The organism is Corynebacterium sp. HMSC034B08, assembly GCF_001835805.1.
GTDB classification, from domain to species: domain Bacteria; phylum Actinomycetota; class Actinomycetes; order Mycobacteriales; family Mycobacteriaceae; genus Corynebacterium; species Corynebacterium coyleae.
In genome coordinates, this window is record NZ_KV825899.1 from 51,769 (window position 1) to 69,519 (window position 17,751).

Sequence of the window (17,751 nt, forward strand, 5' to 3'; positions counted from 1 at the left end):
AGGCCGCTGAGCGCGGTCTGATCGATTCGGTCATCCTCCCAAGCGAAACCCCTGCGGTTCTCGCAGCGCAACTGCGTTTCTTCCGTGACAAGACCGTGGCGCGTCCGATGCGCAAGCACGGCAATATCCCGCTCTAATCCCGCTCCGATTCAAGGACCACAAAGGACCATAAGGACACTGTTATGAATTCCACCTCTTTTTCTTCCCTGAAGCGTCCCGCAATCCTGTTCCCGGGGCAGGGTTCTTCCTGGCAGCAGGCACTCGCTGATGCTGCTGCGACTCCTGTGGCACGCAGCCGCATGGAGCAATTGCTTAACGACGCCCAGTCTCTCACCGCCGCCGTCGCCCGCCCGTTGGCCTCTGTGGTGCCGGGGGTTGTGCAGCGTATCCGCGAGGCGATGGATGCAGATGCTGCGCACGAGGCAATCGACGCCCTGCCCGCAGTCAGCGCGCCGGCGATTTTGCTATCGCAGATTGTTGCTGCTGAAGACCTCGAGCAGCTCGGCCTGGACACCGCCGACGCACTGTTCGCCGGTCACTCGCAGGGCATCCTGGGCGCTGCCGCACTGGATCGCGCCAACGGCCCGCAGGCTGCGGAGAAGGCGCTTGCGTTCGCGTTCATCATGGGTGCCGCCGCGACCAACGTGTACGGTGCCGCCGACTCGCGCAGCCGGATGCTTTCGGTTCGGGGCTTAACGCCTGAGCAGGTCGGTGAGTTTGTCGTCGATACGCAAGCTGCTCCGATCAGCGTGATCAATGGGCACCGCCACGTGGTGCTGTCCGGCAGCCCGGAGGCGCTCGCGCAGGCACGCAAGGACATCGAAGCGGCTGCGAGCAGATACAACGCCAAGTTGGAAGTGGAGTACGGCGGCTCCGAAATCACGCCGGTGTTCGATTCGCTTGATGTTGCGTACCCCTTCCATGTGGAGACCAACGCCCCTGGTGTGGATCTGGCGCAGCAGTGGGCGGACGCGTGCGGGATCACGTTTGAAACCACCACCCCGCGTGAACTGGCGCAGTCAATTTTGGTGGACCGATTCGACTTCACCGAAGTCGTGCGCGACCTGATTGCCCAGGGTGCGAGCCACATTTTCACGTTTGATTCGGCGACGGCAACCATTGTGACCAACCTGGCCAACGGTTCCGGCGTCGCTGTGCTCGATGCGTCCACTGCCGCGAAACGCGACGACCTCGCACGCCCGGGTGCTGAGCTGCCGCAGGGCGTGGACTATTCGGACTACGCGCCGCGAGTGATTGCGCTGCCGGACGGCAAGACGTACACGCAGACGAAGTTCTCGTCGCTGACTGGCCTGTCCCCAATCATCCTGGGTGGCATGACGCCGACGTCCGCAGACGGCGAGATCGTCGCCGCTGCTGCCAACGCCGGCTACTGGGCAGAACTTGCCGGTGGCGGCATGTACTCCGAGGAGGAGTTTGGCAAGCACACCGCCAACCTCAAGGCGTTTTTGCAGCCCGGTCGCACCGCACAGTTCAACACCATGTTCTTCGACCGCTTCCTGTGGAACCTGCAGTTCGGCCAAACGCGCATGGTGCCAAAGGCCCGCGCGGCCGGCGCCCCGTTTAACGGCGTGTGCATCTCCGCAGGCATCCCGGAAGTGGAAGAAGCCACGGAACTGTTCGCGCAGCTTCACCAGGATGGCTTCCCCTACATTGCGCTCAAGCCTGGTACGACGCAGCAGATCCGCAACGCGCTTGCCATCGCGGCAGCGAACCCGGACGACCAGGTCATCTTGATGGTGGAAGACGGCCACGCTGGCGGCCACCACTCCTGGGTTGACCTGGAGGACATGCTGCTGGAGACCTACCCGGAGATCCGTGCGCACGACAACGCGGTGCTCACCGTCGGCGGTGGCGTGTACTCGCCGGAGCGTGCCGCGGAACTGATCACGGGCCGTTGGTCCGAGAAGTTCGGGCTGCCTGCGATGCCGGTGGATGGTGTGTTCGTCGGCACCGTGGCTATGGCCACGAAGGAGGCGAAGGCCACGGATTCGGTCAAGCAGCTGCTCGTGGATACGCCGGGCCTGCCCCCGGAGAACAACGGCGGTTGGGTCGGCCGCGGTCGCGGCGTGGCCGGTGTGGCGTCGTCGCAATCGCACCTGCTGGCAGACTTGCACGACCTGGACAACTCCTTTGCCAAGGCGGCGCGGTTTATCGCCTCGTTGGATATTGAGGAGTACCCGGCGCACCGCGAAGAGATCATCGAGGCCCTGTCGAAGACGGCGAAGCCCTACTTCGGCGACGTGGAGACGATGACGTACGCCGAGTGGGTCGAGCGCTTCGTCGAGCTCGCCGATCCGTTCATCGACCAGACCTGGAACGCGCGCTTCGTTGCATTGCTCCAGCGCATCGAGGCACGCCTGAACGAAGCCGACCACGGTGAGATCCCGACCCTCTTCCCCGACGATGTCGAGATCTCCCCGCGTGATGGTCTTCAGACCTTGCTGCAGCACTACCCGCAGGCATGCGAGGTTGTGGTTTCCCCGCGCGATGCGGCGTGGTGGATCGGTCTGCACTACGCCTACCCGAAGCCGATGCCGTGGGTGCCGGCACTTGATGCGGATCTGAAGTCCTGGTTTGGCAAGGACACCCTGTGGCAGGCGCAGGATGAGCGCTACACCGCTGACCAGGTGCGCATCATCCCTGGCCCGGTTGCGGTTGCTGGCATTACGCGCAAGAACGAGCCGGTTGCGCAGTTGCTGGCACGCTTCGAGGATGCCGCGACGCAGATGCTTATCGACGACGGCGTTACCGCCGAATCCCGCTTCGCTCGACGCAGCGACGCCGCCGACGAGGCCGCGTACCTGCGCTCCTGCCCAACCTTGGTGTGGCACGGCCACCTGATGGCAAACCCGGCATACGCGCTGGACGAGGACGCCTTCGACGTGGAGGCAACCACCAACGCGGCTGGTGAGTGTGAGTGGACGATCCGGATCCACGCTGATTCCGCATGGGATCACCTGCCGGAAGATAAGCGCCCGTTCTACGTGCGTGAGGTGAACATCCCGGTCGAGATCCCTGCCGGCGCAGGCACGGGTGCCTCCCGGTTGTGGACGGCGATCGTCTTTCCGACAGCGTCTTCGAGCTGCTGTCTGGCCTGGCGGGTGTCGGTTCGGTCAGCGAGGCCGGCGACACGATTACTGAGATTCCGCAGATCGAGGAACCGACCGAGGACGCACCGTTTGGTGTGGCGCGCTCGTCGTTTACGCTGCCTGCTTCCCTGCTGGCGTCGCACTCCGCAGTTACGGGTGGCGCTGTGGCCGACAACGCTGTGGTTGGTACGCCGGACGTGCTGGTTGGCCCCTGCTGGCCGGCGATCTACGCCGCGCTGGGCTCCGGCAGGCTGGCTGATGGCACGCCGGTCATCGAGGGTCTGCTCAACGCGGTCCACCTGGATCACGTCATTGACCTGCGTGTCCCGCTGTCCGAGCTTGCCGATGGCAGGCGCATCGACGTGACCTCCAAGTGCACTTCTATTGCCGAGTCCACCTCTGGCCGCATTGTCACCGTCGAGTTGGAGCTGCGCTCTGGCGACGAGGTTGTGGCAACCCAGATGCAGCGCTTTGCCATCCGTGGTCGCGCCACCGGCACCGCGACGCCAGTCCCGGCGCCGGCGTACGGCGGCGGCGCGGCAAGCGATCAGGTGGAGCCGACCCCACGTTCGTTCGTGGACCGCACCGTGGTCCGCGCACCGTCGGACATGACCCCGTTCGCGCTGGTCTCCGGCGACTACAACCCGATCCACACCTCCGCCAACGCTGCCGCCCTGGTCAACCTGGATGCACCGCTGGTGCACGGCATGTGGCTGTCTGCCACCGCGCAGCACCTCGCTGCCGGCCACGGCCAGGTCATTGGCTGGACCTACTCCATGTACGGCATGGTGCAGCTTGATGACGAGGTAGAGATCACCGTCGAGCGTGTCGGCCGCGTCGGCATCCAGCAGGCCCTTGAGGTGACCTGCCGCATCGCGGGTGACGTTGTCTCCCGTGGTCAGGCGCTTCTGGCCCAGCCACGCACCGCCTACGTCTACCCCGGCCAGGGCATTCAGACCCAGGGCATGGGCAACGGCGACCGTGCGACTTCCGCTGCGGCGCGCGAGGTGTGGCGCCGCGCAGACCGCCACACGCGCGAGACCCACGGGTTTTCCATCCAGCGCATTGTGGAAGACAACCCGTCGCGCTTGGTGATCCGCGGTGTGGAGTTCAAGCACCCGGACGGCGTGCTACACCTGACCCAGTTCACCCAGGTGGCCATGGCGGTTGTCGCCTACGCCCAGACCCAGCGCCTGAACGAGGCCAACGCGTTGGCCTCCGGCGCGTACTTTGCGGGCCACTCGCTTGGTGAATACACCGCGCTTGCCGCGCTGGGCAACATCTTTGATCTGGAAGCGGTCATCGACATCGTGTACTCGCGCGGCTCCGCCATGGGCTCCCTGGTGCCGCGCGATGCGGAGGGTAACTCCGACTACGGCATGGGTGCGCTGCGCCCGAACATGATCGGTGTCGGCCCGGAAGAGGTCGAGGCCTACGTCGCTGGTGTTGCGCAGGATTCCGGCGAGTTCTTGGAGATTGTCAACTACAACATCAAGGGTCAGCAGTACTCCGTCGCGGGCACGAAGCGCGGCCTTGCTGCTCTGGAGCGCAAGGCCAACTCGGTCACGCCGCGCGCCTACGTCACGGTTCCGGGCGTGGACGTTCCGTTCCACTCGCGCGTGCTGCGCGAGGGTGTGGCGGACTTCGCCGAGAAGCTCGACGAGCACATGCCGGCGATCATCGACGTGGACACGCTGGTGGATCGCTACATCCCGAACCTGGTGGCTAAGCCGTTCGCGCTGACGCAGCAGTTCATCGACGCCGTCACCGACGAGGTCCCCTCCGAGCGCCTCAAGGGCATGACGCCGGAGAACACCGAACGCAACACGCTCGCACGCACGTTGCTTATCGAGTTGCTGGCGTGGCAGTTCGCCTCGCCTGTGCGCTGGATTGAAACGCAGGACTACCTGCTTGGTCGCGTCGACCAGGTCATCGAGGTCGGCCTTGCGTCCTCGCCGACGCTGACCAACCTGGCTAAGCGCGAGATGGATGTCATTGGCATCCACGTGCCGGTCTTCAACGTTGAGGCAAGCCAGGACATTGTCATGCTCAACGACGTGGTGTCCGCGCCGGAGCCTGTGCTTGTCGACGACACCCCGGCCGAAACAGACGCCGAACCGGCCCCAGAATCCGCCCCGCAACCGGCCGCCGAGGCTGCACCCGCGGCCCCCGCCGCACCGGCAGAGCCAGTACCGGCTGCACCGGCTGCACCTGCTGCATCCGGCGCACCCGCGTCCGACCTTCCCTTCACCGCGGCCGATGCGATCACCGTCCTGTTCGCGCTGCAGAACAAGATCCGCCCCGAGCAGATCAACGATTCGGACACTATTGAGGAGCTCACCGGTGGGGTGTCGTCGCGACGCAACCAGCTGCTCATGGACATGTCCGCCGAACTCGGCGTGCCCGCCATCGACGGCGCAGCGGAAGCCGACGTGGCCACGCTAAACACGCGCGTGAACACCGCCGCGCCTGGCTACACCCCGTTCGGCGCTGTCTTGAGCGAGGCCGTGGGCACCCGCCTGCGCCAGCTCTTCGGCGGCGCAGGCCTGAAGCCGGCGTTTGTCGGCGAGCACCTCGCAGCCGCGTGGGGCCTGCCCGCATCCTGGACCGCACACGTCGAAGCCGAGATCCTGCTGGGCAGCCGCACCGAGGAATCGGTGCGCGGCGGCTCGCTGAACAGCCTGCCGTCGGCCACAACCAAGGCGGAGATCACCGCACTGATCGACCAGGCGGTACAAAACGTCGCCGCACGCTACGGCGTTGCAGTCTCCCAGGCCACCAGCGGCGGCGCATCCGGCGGCGGCGTGGTGGATTCGGCTGCGCTCGACGCCTACAAGGACGAAGTCACCGACACCCTGGTGGCTACCGCCCGCACGCTGCTGAACAAGCTCGGCATCGAAGACGAGGTCGCCGAAATCCCCGCGCCGGACACCACGATCGTGGAAACGATCGAGGCAGAACTCGGCTCCGGCTGGGTCAAGCAGGTCACCCCGGTCTTCGACGAGCGCAAGGCAGTGCTTTTCGACGACCGCTGGGCCCAAGCCCGCGAAGACCTCGCCCGCGTCGCCCTCGGCGAAATCGACCTCGCACCACAGCGCTTCGCTGGCACCGGTGCCACCGTGGCCAAGCAGGCCGAGTGGTACGCCAAGCGCGTGGAGGGTGATCGTCGCAACGTACTCGGCGAGATCGCTACTGCCGCAAACGCCGCAGCGAACGAGCCGTACGCAAACGACGTCGCCCTGGTCACCGGTGCCGCGCCGGGTTCCATCGCCACCGCTGTGGTGGAGGGCCTGCTCGCAGGCGGTGCGACGGTCATCATGACGGCATCCAACGTCAGCCAGGCGCGTAAGGAATTCGCTCGCACGCTTTTCGCCAAGCACGCCTCCGTGGGTGCACGCCTGTGGCTGGTGCCGACGAACCTGTCGTCCTACCGCGACATCGATGCGCTCATCGAGTGGATCGGCTCGGAGCAGAAGGAAACCGTTGGCAAGGACGTCAAGATCATCAAACCGGCGCTCACTCCGACGCTTGCTTTCCCGTTCGCAGCGCCGCCGGTGTCCGGCTCGCTTGCAGAGGTCGGCGGCAACGCCGAAACGCAGGCCCGCCTGCTGCTGTGGTCGGTGGAGCGCACCATCGCTGGTCTGTCCGACCTGGCGCAGCGCGGCGATCACTTCCCTGCCGAGCGCGCGCACATCGTCCTTCCGGGCTCGCCGAACCGCGGCACCTTCGGTGGCGACGGCGCCTACGGCGAAGTCAAGGCCGCCTTCGACGCGATCGTAAACAAGTGGTCCGCGGAAACCGGCTGGCCAGAAGGCGTGACCCTGGCGCAGGCCCGCATCGGTTGGGTTGCCGGCACGCACCTGATGGGCGGCAACGACGGCCTCGTCCCGGCAGCACAGGCTGCGGGTATCCACGTGTGGAGCCCGGAGGAGATCTCCACGCAGCTACTTGGCCTGGTCACCGAGGAATCCCGCGAGCAGGCGAAGCAGTCCCCGCTGGATCTCGACCTCACAGGTGGGCTCGAGGACGCAGGCGTGTCCATCGCCGATCTGGCGCGTAATGCACGTGTTGATGTGGCGGGCACGGAGTCGTCGACAAGCAATGGCGCCACGGTGCGCGCACTGCCGAACGTCACCACCCCGCGCCAGCCTGCACCTGCAGCTGTGGGCGATGTGACCTGCGCACTTGATGACATGGTGGTTGTCGTCGGCATCGGCGAGGTATCCAGCTGGGGCTCCGGCCGCACCCGCCGCGAAGCCGAATACGGCATCACGCGCACGGGCGAGGTCGACCTCACCGCAGCCGGTGTCCTCGAACTGGCGTGGATGATGGGCCTGATCACCTGGTCCGAGGATCCGAACCCGGCCTGGTACGACGAAGACGGCGCAGAGGTCGCCGAGGAGGACATCTACGAGCGCTTCCGCGACGATGTCATCGCACGCAGCGGTATCCGCACCCTGACGGACAAGTACTTCCTCACCGACCAAGGCTCCATCGACCTCGAGCAGGTCTACCTCGACCGCGACATCACGTTCACCGTGGCCACGGAAGAGGAAGCTCTCGCATACGTGGAGGCCGACGGTGAGAAGACCACCATCCGCCAGATCGACGGCGAATGGAGCGTGACCCGCCACGCCGGTGCCCTGGCACACGTGCCGAAGAAGGCCACCCTGACGCGCACCGTCGCTGGCCAGATGCCGGACGGCTTCGACCCGACCAAGTGGGGCATCCCCGCACAGATGGCCGACGGCATGGACCGCATGGCCGCCTGGAACCTGGTCACCGCCGTCGACGCGTTTATCAACGCCGGCTTCACCCCGGCGGAGCTCATGCAGAAGGTCCACCCGTCCTTCATCGCCACCACCCAAGGCACCGGTATCGGCGGCATGGAATCGCTGCACAAGGTGTTCGTCTCCCGCTTCATCGGCGAGGAACGCCAGACCGACATCCTGCAGGAAGCACTGCCCAACGTGGTGGCTGCCCACACCATGCAGGCACTTGTCGGCGGCTACGGCTCCATGATCCACCCGGTCGGCGCCTGCGCCACCGCCGCCGTCAGCATCGAAGAAGCGGTGGACAAGATCGCGCTGGGCAAGGCTGACTTCGTAGTCGCCGGCGGTATCGACGACGTCCAGGTCGAATCCCTCCAGGGCTTCGGCGACATGAACGCCACCGCCGAAACCGCCAAGATGACGGCACAAGGGATCGACGGCCGCTTTATCTCGCGCGCCAACGACCGCCGACGCGGTGGCTTCCTCGAAGCCGAAGGCGGCGGCACGGTCCTGCTCGCCCGCGGCACCCTCGCTGCCGAACTCGGCCTGCCGGTGCTGGCAGTGGTCGCGTACGCCTCCAGCTTCGGCGACGGCGTGCACACCTCCATCCCGGCACCAGGCCTCGGCGTGCTCGCTGCAGCCTGCGGCGGAACCGACTCGCGCCTGGCCCGCTCCCTGTCCTCGCTGGGGCTGACCCCTGACGACGTCACCGTCCTGTCCAAGCACGACACCTCCACCAACGCCAACGACCCGAACGAGTCCGAACTGCACTCGGTGCTGTGGCCGGCCGTTGGCCGCGACCCGGACGCGCCGATGTACGTCATCTCGCAAAAGACCCTCACCGGCCACTCCAAGGCAGGTGCGGCACTGCTGCAGACCGGCGGACTCCTCGACGTGCTGGCCACCGGCGACCTCCCGCCGAACGCCTCCCTGGACTGCGTCGACCCGCTCATCGAGCCGAAGGCAACCAACCTGGTGTGGCTGCGCTCCCCGCTCGCCCTCGGTGCCGGCAACGTGAAGGCCGCGGCGCTGACCTCGCTCGGTTTCGGCCACGTCGGCGCGCTCGTCGTGCTGGGCCACCCGGGTGTGTTCGAAGCCGCACTGACACGCGACGGCCGCGACGCCGACGCCTGGCGTGAGCGCGCAACCGAACGCCTCGCCCAGGGCGCAAGCCGACTCGAAGCCGGAATGATCGGCCGCGCCGACCTCTTCACCCAGGTGGAGAACCGCCGCTTCGCCGGTATCGACGACCACGCCGACGAGATCGCACTCCTGCTCAACCCTGATGCCCGTCTCAACGCCGACGGCACGTACCCGACCGCGACCCCGACCGTTTAAGGAGAGACACCATGACACCACTGTTTCGTACCGACGACACGTCGCTGTCCCACGACGAACTGGCAGCACTGACCACCGTCCTCGCCGAGGCCCATTCCTGGCAGGCCGTTGCCGGCACACCTGGCGTTGCTGGCGCGGCAGGCGGCACCGGCGCTGCCTACGAAGACAACGTGTTCGGCGATGCGTTCGGCCAGCCGTTCGGCGCCCAGCAAACCATCGGCAACGTCACCTACTTCTAGAAAGGACCGCACACATGCATGACTTTCCGTTCCGCAAGGTCCTCGTCGCCAACCGCGGCGAGATCGCGGTCCGCATCATCCGCGCAGCCCGCGACGCCGGCCTTGCCTCCGTGGCTATCTACGCCGACCCCGACAAAGACGCGCCGTACACCGAAATGGCGGACGAGGCGATTGGGATCGGTGGCGAGACGTCGTCGCAAAGCTATCTGGATATCGACAAAGTGCTCAAGGCCTGCCGCGACAGCGGCGCGGACGCCGTCCACCCCGGCTACGGCTTCTTGGCAGAGAACGCCGAGTTCGCCCGGCGCGTCATCGACGAGGGCCTGACCTGGATCGGCCCGCCGCCAAGGGCGATCGACGCGCTTGGCGACAAGGTCACCGCCCGGCGCATCGCTGAGGAGGTCGACGCACCGCTCGTGCCGGGCACGAAAGACCCGGTGGACAGCGCCGACGATGTGGTCGCTTTCGCCGACACCCACGGTCTGCCCGTGGCTATCAAGGCGGCGTACGGCGGTGGCGGCCGTGGCATGAAGGTCGCCCGCACCCGCGGCGAGATCCGCGAACTGTTCGAGTCCGCCACCCGCGAAGCCAAGGCAGCGTTCGGCCGCGGTGAGTGCTTCGTGGAGCGTTACCTCGACCGTGCCCGCCACGTGGAGGCGCAGGTACTGGCGGATACTCACGGCAACGTCATCGTCGCCGGTACCCGCGACTGCTCCGTGCAGCGCAGGTTCCAAAAGCTCATCGAGGAAGCCCCCGCCCCGTACCTCACCGATGAGCAGCGCGAACGCATCCACTCCTCTGCCAAAGCGATTGCGAAACGGGCAGGTTACGTGGGTGTTGGCACCGTCGAATACCTGGTTGGCTCCGACGGGCTGATCTCCTTCCTCGAGGTCAACACCCGCCTCCAGGTCGAGCACCCCGTCACCGAAGAAACCACCGGTGTGGACCTCGTCATCGAGCAGTTCCGCATCGCCGCCGGCGAGCCACTGCGTTTCGACGCCAACCTGGAACCCACCGGCCACGCCATCGAATTCCGCATCACCGCAGAAGACGCCGGCACCAACTTCATGCCCATGCCCGGCACCGCCACCACCTACATCGAACCGGCAGGCCCCGGCGTTCGCGTCGACTCCGGCATCCGCGCCGGCTCCACCATCGGCGGCCAGTTCGACTCGATGCTGGCCAAACTCATCGTCCGCGGCGAAACACGCGACCAGGCCATCGCCCGCGCCAAGCGCGCCCTCGCCGAATTCCGGGTCGAAGGCATGCCGACCATCATCCCCTTCCACCAGCGCATGCTTGACGACGACGCCTTCACCGGCGACGCCACCCAATTCTCCGTTTACACCCGCTGGATCGAAGAGGAATGGGACCCGGACGTCGCGCCCTACGAGTCCGACGGCGCTGGCGAAGACGGTGAGCAGGACGAAGCGCGCCGCCGCACCGTCTCCGTCGGGGTCAACGGCCGATCGATCGAGATCACGCTGCCGGAGCCGTTGCTTCTCGGCGCGGTGGCGCAGCGCCGCCGAGACCGCAAGCGCCGCTCCCGTAATGGCGGATCCGGCGGCAAGGGGTCCGGCAAGGGCGCTGCCAGCGCAGACACCCTGACCGCTCCGATGCAGGGCACCGTGGTCAAGTCCGAGGTCTCCGAGGGCGCCCGGGTGGAAGCCGGCGACATCGTGGTCATCCTCGAGGCCATGAAGATGGAAAACCCGGTCAAGGCCCACAAGAGCGGTGTGGTGAAAAACCTCGCCGTGGAGGCCGGCAGCCACGTGGATAAGGGCGCGGCACTGCTCGACATCACCGACGAGTAGCCGCTAGCCTGCGGTTTCCGCGACATACCCGAATCTCACCCGGCGCGTCAAAATTGGGGGTTGACGCGCCGGGCTTTCCGGTTCTATGGTTACCCACATGAGTGGTAAACCCATATACCTACAGATAGCAGATGAGTTACGTGACCTCATCGGGGCAGGCACCCTCGCTCCCGGCGACCGGGTGCCGTCTACCAACGAGCTCTCCGCCTACCACTCTGTCAATCCCACCACCTCCGCCAAAGCACTCACCGAACTGTTCAACGAGGGTCTGCTGGAGAAACGCCGCGGGCTCGGCATGTTCGTCCTGGAGAGTGCACGTGAGCAGGTGCTACGTACTCGTCGCGAAGCATTTGCCCGCGATTTTGTCCAACCGTTTGTCCACGAGGCCAACCAAATCGGCATCACCACCGAGGAGCTGACCGCAATGATCGAAAAGGAGCGTGCTCAATGAACCCCGGCTTCTACGCGCTGGTCGGCCCGAACGCCGCCGGCAAAACCCACTACCTCCACACGCTCATGAGCCCTCACACCGCGTTCGTTCCGGCTGGTGCGGATGCCAAGTTTGCAGGCACGACCGTGGACGATCACTTACGTGCAGTCGCAGCGATCTACCCGCACGTGAGGCTCGACTTTCCCAACGCCCGCATCAAAGATCTCTCCGTTGGGCAGCGCCGCCTACTCACCATTGAGGTGGCCCTAGCCATTGGCAAAGACCTGTTACTTCTCGACGAACCGTTTGATGGCATCGACACCACCACCCGCAAACAGGTCCGCCAGAGACTGATCGACTACATCGCGGAGAACCCGCAGCGCAGCGTGGTGATGGCATCGCATCGCCCCGAGGACTTCGTGGGTCTCGCCACCCATGTCATCCAGGTGTTTGATCGGGTGGTTTCGCGCCCAGTCCCACTCGACGACGCCCGCCTATGCTTTCCAACGGTCACCGGCCCCACCGCCGAGATCAAAGACCTTACCGCCCGCTTCCCCGTCGCTGAGACAGCGAGCCTCGGACCGATGACACGCGCGACGTTCGCCGAACCTATCGGCGTGGCCGATGTCCACTTGCCCATCGAGTACCCGGACGATGCCGAACTCATTGACCTCCTCGCGGCGGAAAGGCCCGAACGATGAAACTCTTCCTCAGCCCCTTCAAACCAGCGATGTATTTGGGCATCTTTCTCGTCCTCTGCATTGCCGTACCCTTTGGACGATTGGAGTTTGGCGACGGCGGCCTTTGGACCATGGCGGGCGCTGCCACACTGTGGATACTCTTCGCAATCGGAGGATCGAACTGGCCAGCAATGAACCAGCTAGGCGCGAGCTTCAACCGATGGATGAATTCGGCAACGCTAACGGCTCTCGTGGCAGCGGTCATACTCACGCCACTTACCGCCGCGTCGGCGGTGTACCACCAAGCACATAGCCCGTACTACAAGCGGTACGACCCGTTCATTGTTACGAACGGACAACCGATGCCCTGGATCAACGGCAGCGGCGAACCGTATTTCGTTGAAGGCGCCGCGCAGGACCTGACATCCGTCGTGGCAACTGTGCTACTCCACTTCGTCATCTTCCTCACCATGGCGCTGACCGGTGTAGCAATCGGCCTTGCGCGGGGCACCGCCATGCAGTGGTTCATGCTCGGCAGCATGTTCGTGGGTGGTTTCACCGGGCTTCTAGTGGGTATCTACAAGGCGGATGTGAACCCCTCCGACCCCTACCTCTACGCCATCTTCGTAGCGGCGGCGGGGCCAGTAGTTTTAGCAGCCAGCGCAATTGTGTTCGCTAGAACCCGCCGTTTCGTGCACTAACGCTCCAACCACTCGGAGCGCAGCAGCCCATGGCGGGAGCAAGCTGCCTCCCACGCCATCGGGCTGATTTTTACCACCATGCGCCGCTGGCACAGCGGGCAGATGCGCGGCGCGTCGTAAGGCCTTGCCGGGTCGAGCGGCCAGGCGATCTCGCCGGAGAGGACTGCGTCGGCAAGTTCCGTTGAATCCGGGATTTTCATCAGGGCCCGGCTGACTACAGCGACTTGATGGTGTCGTAGAGCACGCCGTGGCCGGAGTTCTGCTTCTGCCCCACCGGGGTGATGTTCAGGCTCAAGCCTGGCTTCGCCCCGCCTTCCATCACCCGGTCGACGGCGTCGCGGTCCTTCTCCATCGGACGGCCGAAGGTGGTCAGGTAGTTGCCGCCGATAATTGCATTCGCGCCGCCCATGAGGCCGGCTTCGGTGCCGTCGTCGCCAAGCGCGAGCTCCGTGCCACCCGCGAAACGGAGCTGGGTGGACGGCATGGCCAGGCGGAACGCGGCGACGGCACGCAGCGCCTCACCTTGCGGCACCAAGGGGCGGTCGGCGAACGGGGTGCCTGGGCGCGGGTCGAGGAAGTTCATCGGCACTTCATGCGGCTGGATTTCGGCCAGCTGGGTGGCGAACTCGGCGCGCTGCTCGATGGTTTCGCCGAGCCCGATGATGCCGCCGCAGCAGGTTTCCATGCCCTCTGCCAGCACGTTCTCCAGCGTGTCCTTGCGCTCCTGCCAGGTGTGGGTGGTGACCACGTTGGGGAAGAACGACTCGGCGGTTTCGAAGTTGTGGTTGTAGCGCGACACACCCATCTTGGCCAGTTGGCGGGCCTGGTCGCGGGTGAGGATGCCAAGTGATGCGGAGATGGAAATGTCCACCTCTTCCTGGATCGCAGTGACGGCCTCGGCGACCTGGTCGAGCAGCTGCTGGGTCGGGCCCTTCACGGCGGCGACGATGCAGAACTCGGAAGCGCCCATCTTCTCGGACTGCTTGGCGGCCTCGACAAGTTCGGCGATGTCCAAAGTCACGGCGCGCACGGGTGACTCGAACAGGCCGGACTGGGAACAGAAGTGGCAGTCTTCGGGGCAGCCGCCGGTCTTCAGGGAGATGATGCCTTCCAGCGAAACATCGACACCGCAATGTTTGATGCGCACCTGGTGGGCGAGGTCGAGCAGTTCAGGCAGGCGCTCGTCCTCAATGTTGAGGATCTGGACGAGTTCCTCCTTGTTCAGACCTTCGCCGTTTTCCAGGGCTTTTTCGCGGGCGATGTCAAGAATATCGGTCATGTGCGGGCTCCGTTCGCGTCGTTCACGTGATGGTTGCGCAACAGTTTAGCGCCCAATTGAACGGCGTTCAGGAAGACCCGGATTAGCGATACTCAACCACAAGCGGCGAGTGGTCCGACCAGCGCTCTTCCACCGTCGGCGCCTTCTCCACCCAGGTGCGCTGCGCGCGTTCCAGCATGTTCGCGGTGGCAGCCTGGACGTCGATGCGCCAACCCGCGTCGTTGTTAAACGCCTGGCCACGGAACGTCCACCAGGTGTACGGCGCGTCCTCCGGGTGCAGCCTGCGCGCGACATCGAACCACTTCGGAGCACCATTTGCTTGACGACGACCCCCCGACCGGTACTCCACCGCCCCAGCCCATTCCACCGCGGCCTTGTCCTCTACATCCTGGGCCTCCGCGTCCGGGAAGCAGCCGAACACCGCATCCATGAACGCGCGCTCGTGCGGCAAGAAACCGGACTTCTTCCGGTTCGTCTTCCAATTCTTCAGGTCCTCGCGGCGGTGGCAGATGTTCCAATCCCCACCGATCACCATGTCCGGGTACTCGCCCGCCCACTGTTCCAGCAGCGGCTCGAACTGATCCAGGAAGCGGTACTTCTCGTCCTGCTTGGCCGTCTCGGCTGCTCCTGAGGGGAGGTAGAGGGAGGCGACACGGGTGTCGTCGTCAAGCGATGCTGCAATAAAGCGACCCGCATCCTCGAACTCAGGAATCCCGATCTCCACATCACGCAGCGGCGTGCGCGACAGGATGCCCACACCCGCACGCCCCTTCGCACCAGGCGTTTCAGCCGGCGCAACCTCCAAGTGCCACCCGTTTTCCAGCGCCGGGGCAAGCGCAGCACGCGCCTGATCTTCCGTGGCGCGCACCTCCTGCATCAGCACCACATCAGCCGGATTCTCGTTCAACCAGGCCAACATGCCCGGATTGTTCTCGTTGCGGACCTTCGTGGCGGCACGGATGCCGTTGACGTTGACGGATGCAATGGTAAGGCTCATGGGCCAAGACCTTACCTATCCCGTACCTCTCCCGGCCCTATCGCCAGACAGCGCCCCGTTGGGACGGTACTCTGGTGGGTTGAAGTCAGGAACCTTACAACAAAGGAGCATTATGGCGAAGATCATTTGGACTCGTACCGACGAAGCACCGCTGCTTGCGACGTACTCCCTCAAGCCAATCGTGGAGGCATTCGCTTCCCGTGCAGGCATCGAGGTCGACACCGCAGACATCTCGCTGGCAGGCCGCATCCTCGCACAGTTCCCAGATCGCCTCGGCGACAAGAAGGTCGACGACGCACTCGCCCAGCTCGGTGAGCTGGCAAAGACCCCGGAAGCCAACATCATCAAGCTTCCGAACATTTCCGCTTCCCTCGTCCAGCTGAAGAAGGCCATCGCCGAGCTGCAGGCCGCAGGCTTCGACATCCCGGACTACGAGGACGCACAGGACAAGTACGACGCAGTCAAGGGCTCCGCTGTGAACCCGGTTCTGCGTGAGGGCAACTCCGACCGCCGCGCTCCGGAGGCCGTAAAGAACTACACCAAGAAGCACCCGCACTCCATGGGCGCTTGGTCGAAGGACTCCAAGACCAACGTTGCCACCATGGGCGCAGGAGACTTCCGCCACAACGAGAAGTCCGTCATCATGCCGGCCGAGGACACCCTGGCCATCAAGCTCGTCACCGCTAACGGCGAGCAGGTGCTCAAGGACGGCCTGAAGGTTGAACAGGGCGAGGTCATCGACGGCACCTTCATGTCCGCGAAGGCTCTGGATGAGTTCCTGCTCGAGTCCGTGAAGAAGGCCAAGGAAGAGGGTGTGCTCTTCTCCGCGCACCTCAAGGCCACCATGATGAAGGTCTCCGACCCGATCATCTTCGGCCACGTCGTGCGCGCATTCTTCAAGGATGTCTACGACAAGTACGGCGCCGAGCTTCTCGACGCCGGCCTCAACGGCGAAAACGGCCTCGGCGCAATCTACGAAGGCCTTGCTGATCTGCCGAACGGCGAAGAGATCCGCGCAGCCTTCGACCAGGCCCTGCAGGACGGCCCGGCACTGGCACAGGTGAACTCCGCAAAGGGCATCACCAACCTCCACGTCCCGTCCGACGTGATCATCGACGCCTCCATGCCGGCCATGATCCGCACCTCCGGCCACATGTGGAACGCCGACGACCAGGAGCAAGACACCCTGGCCGTCATCCCGGATTCCTCCTACGCCGGCGTGTACCAGACGGTTATCGACGACTGCCGCGAAAACGGCGCCTACGACCCGACCACCATGGGCACCGTTCCGAACGTCGGCCTCATGGCAAAGAAGGCTGAGGAGTACGGCTCCCACGACAAGACCTTCAAGATCCCGGCTGACGGCAAGGCCCAGGTTGTCAACGCTGCTGGCGACGTGCTGATCGAGTACGACGTCGAAGCTGGCGATATCTGGCGCGCATGCCAGACCAAGGACGCCCCGATCCAAGACTGGGTCAAGCTGGCCGTCAACCGCGCACGCCTGTCCGGCATGAAGACCATCTTCTGGCTGGACGAGGAGCGCGCACACGACCGCAACCTCATCGAACTGGTGAAGAAGTACCTGGCCGACCACGACACCGACGGCCTGGACATCTCCATCGCCTCCCCGGTCGAGGCCACCAAGATCTCCGTCGAGCGCATCCGCCGCGGCGAGGACACCATCTCCGTGACCGGCAACGTGCTGCGTGACTACAACACGGACCTGTTCCCGATCCTCGAACTGGGTACCTCCGCGAAGATGCTCTCCGTCGTCCCGCTGATGGCTGGCGGCGGCCTGTTCGAGACCGGTGCCGGCGGCTCCGCCCCGAAGCACGTCCAGCAGGTTGAGGAAGAAAACCACCTGCGTTGGGACTCCCTCGGTGAGTACCTCGCACTGGCCGAGTCCTTCCGCCACGAGAAGAACACCAACGGCAACGAGAAGGCTGGCGTCCTCGCCGCCGCTCTGGACAAGGCAACCGAGAAGCGGCTGGATGAGGGCAAGTCCCCGTCCCGCAAGGTCAACGAAATCGACGACCGCGGCTCCCACTTCTGGCTCTCCCTGTACTGGGCAGAGGCACTGGCAGCCCAGACCGACGACGCCGAACTGGCTGAGGTCTTCGGCCCGATTGCGAAGGACCTGCGCGACAACGCCGAAGCGATCGACTCTGAGCTGCTCGCTGCCCAGGGCAACGCTGCCGACCTCGGCGGCTACTACTGGCCGGACGACGCCAAGACCTCCGCGGTCATGCGTCCGTCCGCAACCTTCAACAAGATCATCGACGCACTGGAGAAGTAAGCGCTCGGTTTGATCGGCCCCGGTCACTGTTTCCACACAGTGGCCGGGGCTTTTGCTGTTCGTCGCGTCAGGCCTGCCCTGGGTGCTTTCCTCCT

9 protein-coding genes and 1 pseudogene are annotated in these 17,751 nt (G+C 65.0%); 7 read left to right on the forward strand and 3 right to left on the reverse strand.

Annotated elements, in window-relative coordinates:
* The first annotated feature begins 182 nt into the window (after window positions 1–182).
* The 6 genes and pseudogenes from HMPREF2656_RS00555 to HMPREF2656_RS00580 all read left to right on the forward strand — a co-directional run bounded on the left by HMPREF2656_RS00555 (window position 183) and on the right by HMPREF2656_RS00580 (window position 13,084).
* Window positions 183–9,220 (forward strand): annotated as a pseudogene (locus HMPREF2656_RS00555) (fatty acid synthase subunit beta domain-containing protein).
* 11 nt (window positions 9,221–9,231) lie between these two features.
* Window positions 9,232–9,459 carry a hypothetical protein gene (locus HMPREF2656_RS00560; protein WP_070815568.1) on the forward strand — a complete coding sequence of 76 codons (228 nt, stop codon included), beginning with the start codon at window positions 9,232–9,234 and terminating at the stop codon, window positions 9,457–9,459.
* A 14-nt stretch (window positions 9,460–9,473) separates the two neighbouring features.
* Window positions 9,474–11,273, forward strand: coding sequence for an acetyl/propionyl/methylcrotonyl-CoA carboxylase subunit alpha (locus HMPREF2656_RS00565; protein WP_070815569.1), 1,800 nt, complete (start codon window positions 9,474–9,476; stop codon window positions 11,271–11,273).
* 97 nt (window positions 11,274–11,370) lie between these two features.
* Window positions 11,371–11,724, forward strand: coding sequence for a GntR family transcriptional regulator (locus tag HMPREF2656_RS00570; protein ID WP_070482406.1), 354 nt, complete (start codon window positions 11,371–11,373; stop codon window positions 11,722–11,724).
* A complete protein-coding gene (locus tag HMPREF2656_RS00575; protein ID WP_070815570.1) occupies window positions 11,721–12,404 on the forward strand; it encodes an ATP-binding cassette domain-containing protein in 684 nt (227 codons plus the stop codon). Before HMPREF2656_RS00570 ends, HMPREF2656_RS00575 begins: the two co-directional genes overlap by 4 nt.
* Entirely contained in the window at window positions 12,401–13,084 is a 684-nt protein-coding gene (locus tag HMPREF2656_RS00580; protein WP_070422814.1) for a hypothetical protein, read from the forward strand. Before HMPREF2656_RS00575 ends, HMPREF2656_RS00580 begins: the two co-directional genes overlap by 4 nt.
* Here the strand turns inward: HMPREF2656_RS00580 and HMPREF2656_RS00585 are convergent.
* The 3 genes from HMPREF2656_RS00585 to HMPREF2656_RS00595 form a co-directional block, all read right to left on the reverse strand.
* A complete protein-coding gene (locus HMPREF2656_RS00585; protein WP_070422813.1) occupies window positions 13,081–13,284 on the reverse strand; it encodes a biotin synthase auxiliary protein BsaP in 204 nt (67 codons plus the stop codon). The genes HMPREF2656_RS00580 and HMPREF2656_RS00585 overlap by 4 nt on opposite strands.
* A 14-nt stretch (window positions 13,285–13,298) precedes the next feature.
* Window positions 13,299–14,363 (reverse strand): biotin synthase BioB, encoded by a 1,065-nt coding sequence (gene bioB, locus HMPREF2656_RS00590; protein ID WP_070422812.1) that lies wholly within the window; start codon window positions 14,361–14,363, stop codon window positions 13,299–13,301.
* An 82-nt stretch (window positions 14,364–14,445) separates the two neighbouring features.
* Window positions 14,446–15,360 (reverse strand): exodeoxyribonuclease III, encoded by a 915-nt coding sequence (locus HMPREF2656_RS00595; protein WP_070815571.1) that lies wholly within the window; start codon window positions 15,358–15,360, stop codon window positions 14,446–14,448.
* Window positions 15,361–15,472: 112 nt separating this feature from the next.
* Here HMPREF2656_RS00595 and HMPREF2656_RS00600 point away from each other — a divergent pair, with 112 nt between their 5' ends.
* Window positions 15,473–17,656 carry an NADP-dependent isocitrate dehydrogenase gene (locus tag HMPREF2656_RS00600; RefSeq protein ID WP_070815572.1) on the forward strand — a complete coding sequence of 728 codons (2,184 nt, stop codon included), beginning with the start codon at window positions 15,473–15,475 and terminating at the stop codon, window positions 17,654–17,656.
* The last annotated feature ends 95 nt before the right edge of the window (window positions 17,657–17,751 follow it).

Bases quoted from the DNA above. Each gene is read 5' to 3' on its own strand.
- HMPREF2656_RS00580 (WP_070422814.1), top strand. From the start codon at position 12,401: ATGAAACTCTTCCTCAGCCCCTTCAAACCAGCGATGTATTTGGGCATC.
- HMPREF2656_RS00595 (WP_070815571.1), bottom strand. From the start codon at position 15,360: ATGAGCCTTACCATTGCATCCGTCAACGTCAACGGCATCCGTGCCGCC.
- HMPREF2656_RS00585 (WP_070422813.1), bottom strand. From the start codon at position 13,284: ATGAAAATCCCGGATTCAACGGAACTTGCCGACGCAGTCCTCTCCGGC.
- HMPREF2656_RS00560 (WP_070815568.1), top strand. From the start codon at position 9,232: ATGACACCACTGTTTCGTACCGACGACACGTCGCTGTCCCACGACGAA.
- bioB (WP_070422812.1), bottom strand. From the start codon at position 14,363: ATGACCGATATTCTTGACATCGCCCGCGAAAAAGCCCTGGAAAACGGC.
- HMPREF2656_RS00575 (WP_070815570.1), top strand. From the start codon at position 11,721: ATGAACCCCGGCTTCTACGCGCTGGTCGGCCCGAACGCCGCCGGCAAA.
- HMPREF2656_RS00570 (WP_070482406.1), top strand. From the start codon at position 11,371: ATGAGTGGTAAACCCATATACCTACAGATAGCAGATGAGTTACGTGAC.
- HMPREF2656_RS00600 (WP_070815572.1), top strand. From the start codon at position 15,473: ATGGCGAAGATCATTTGGACTCGTACCGACGAAGCACCGCTGCTTGCG.
- HMPREF2656_RS00565 (WP_070815569.1), top strand. From the start codon at position 9,474: ATGCATGACTTTCCGTTCCGCAAGGTCCTCGTCGCCAACCGCGGCGAG.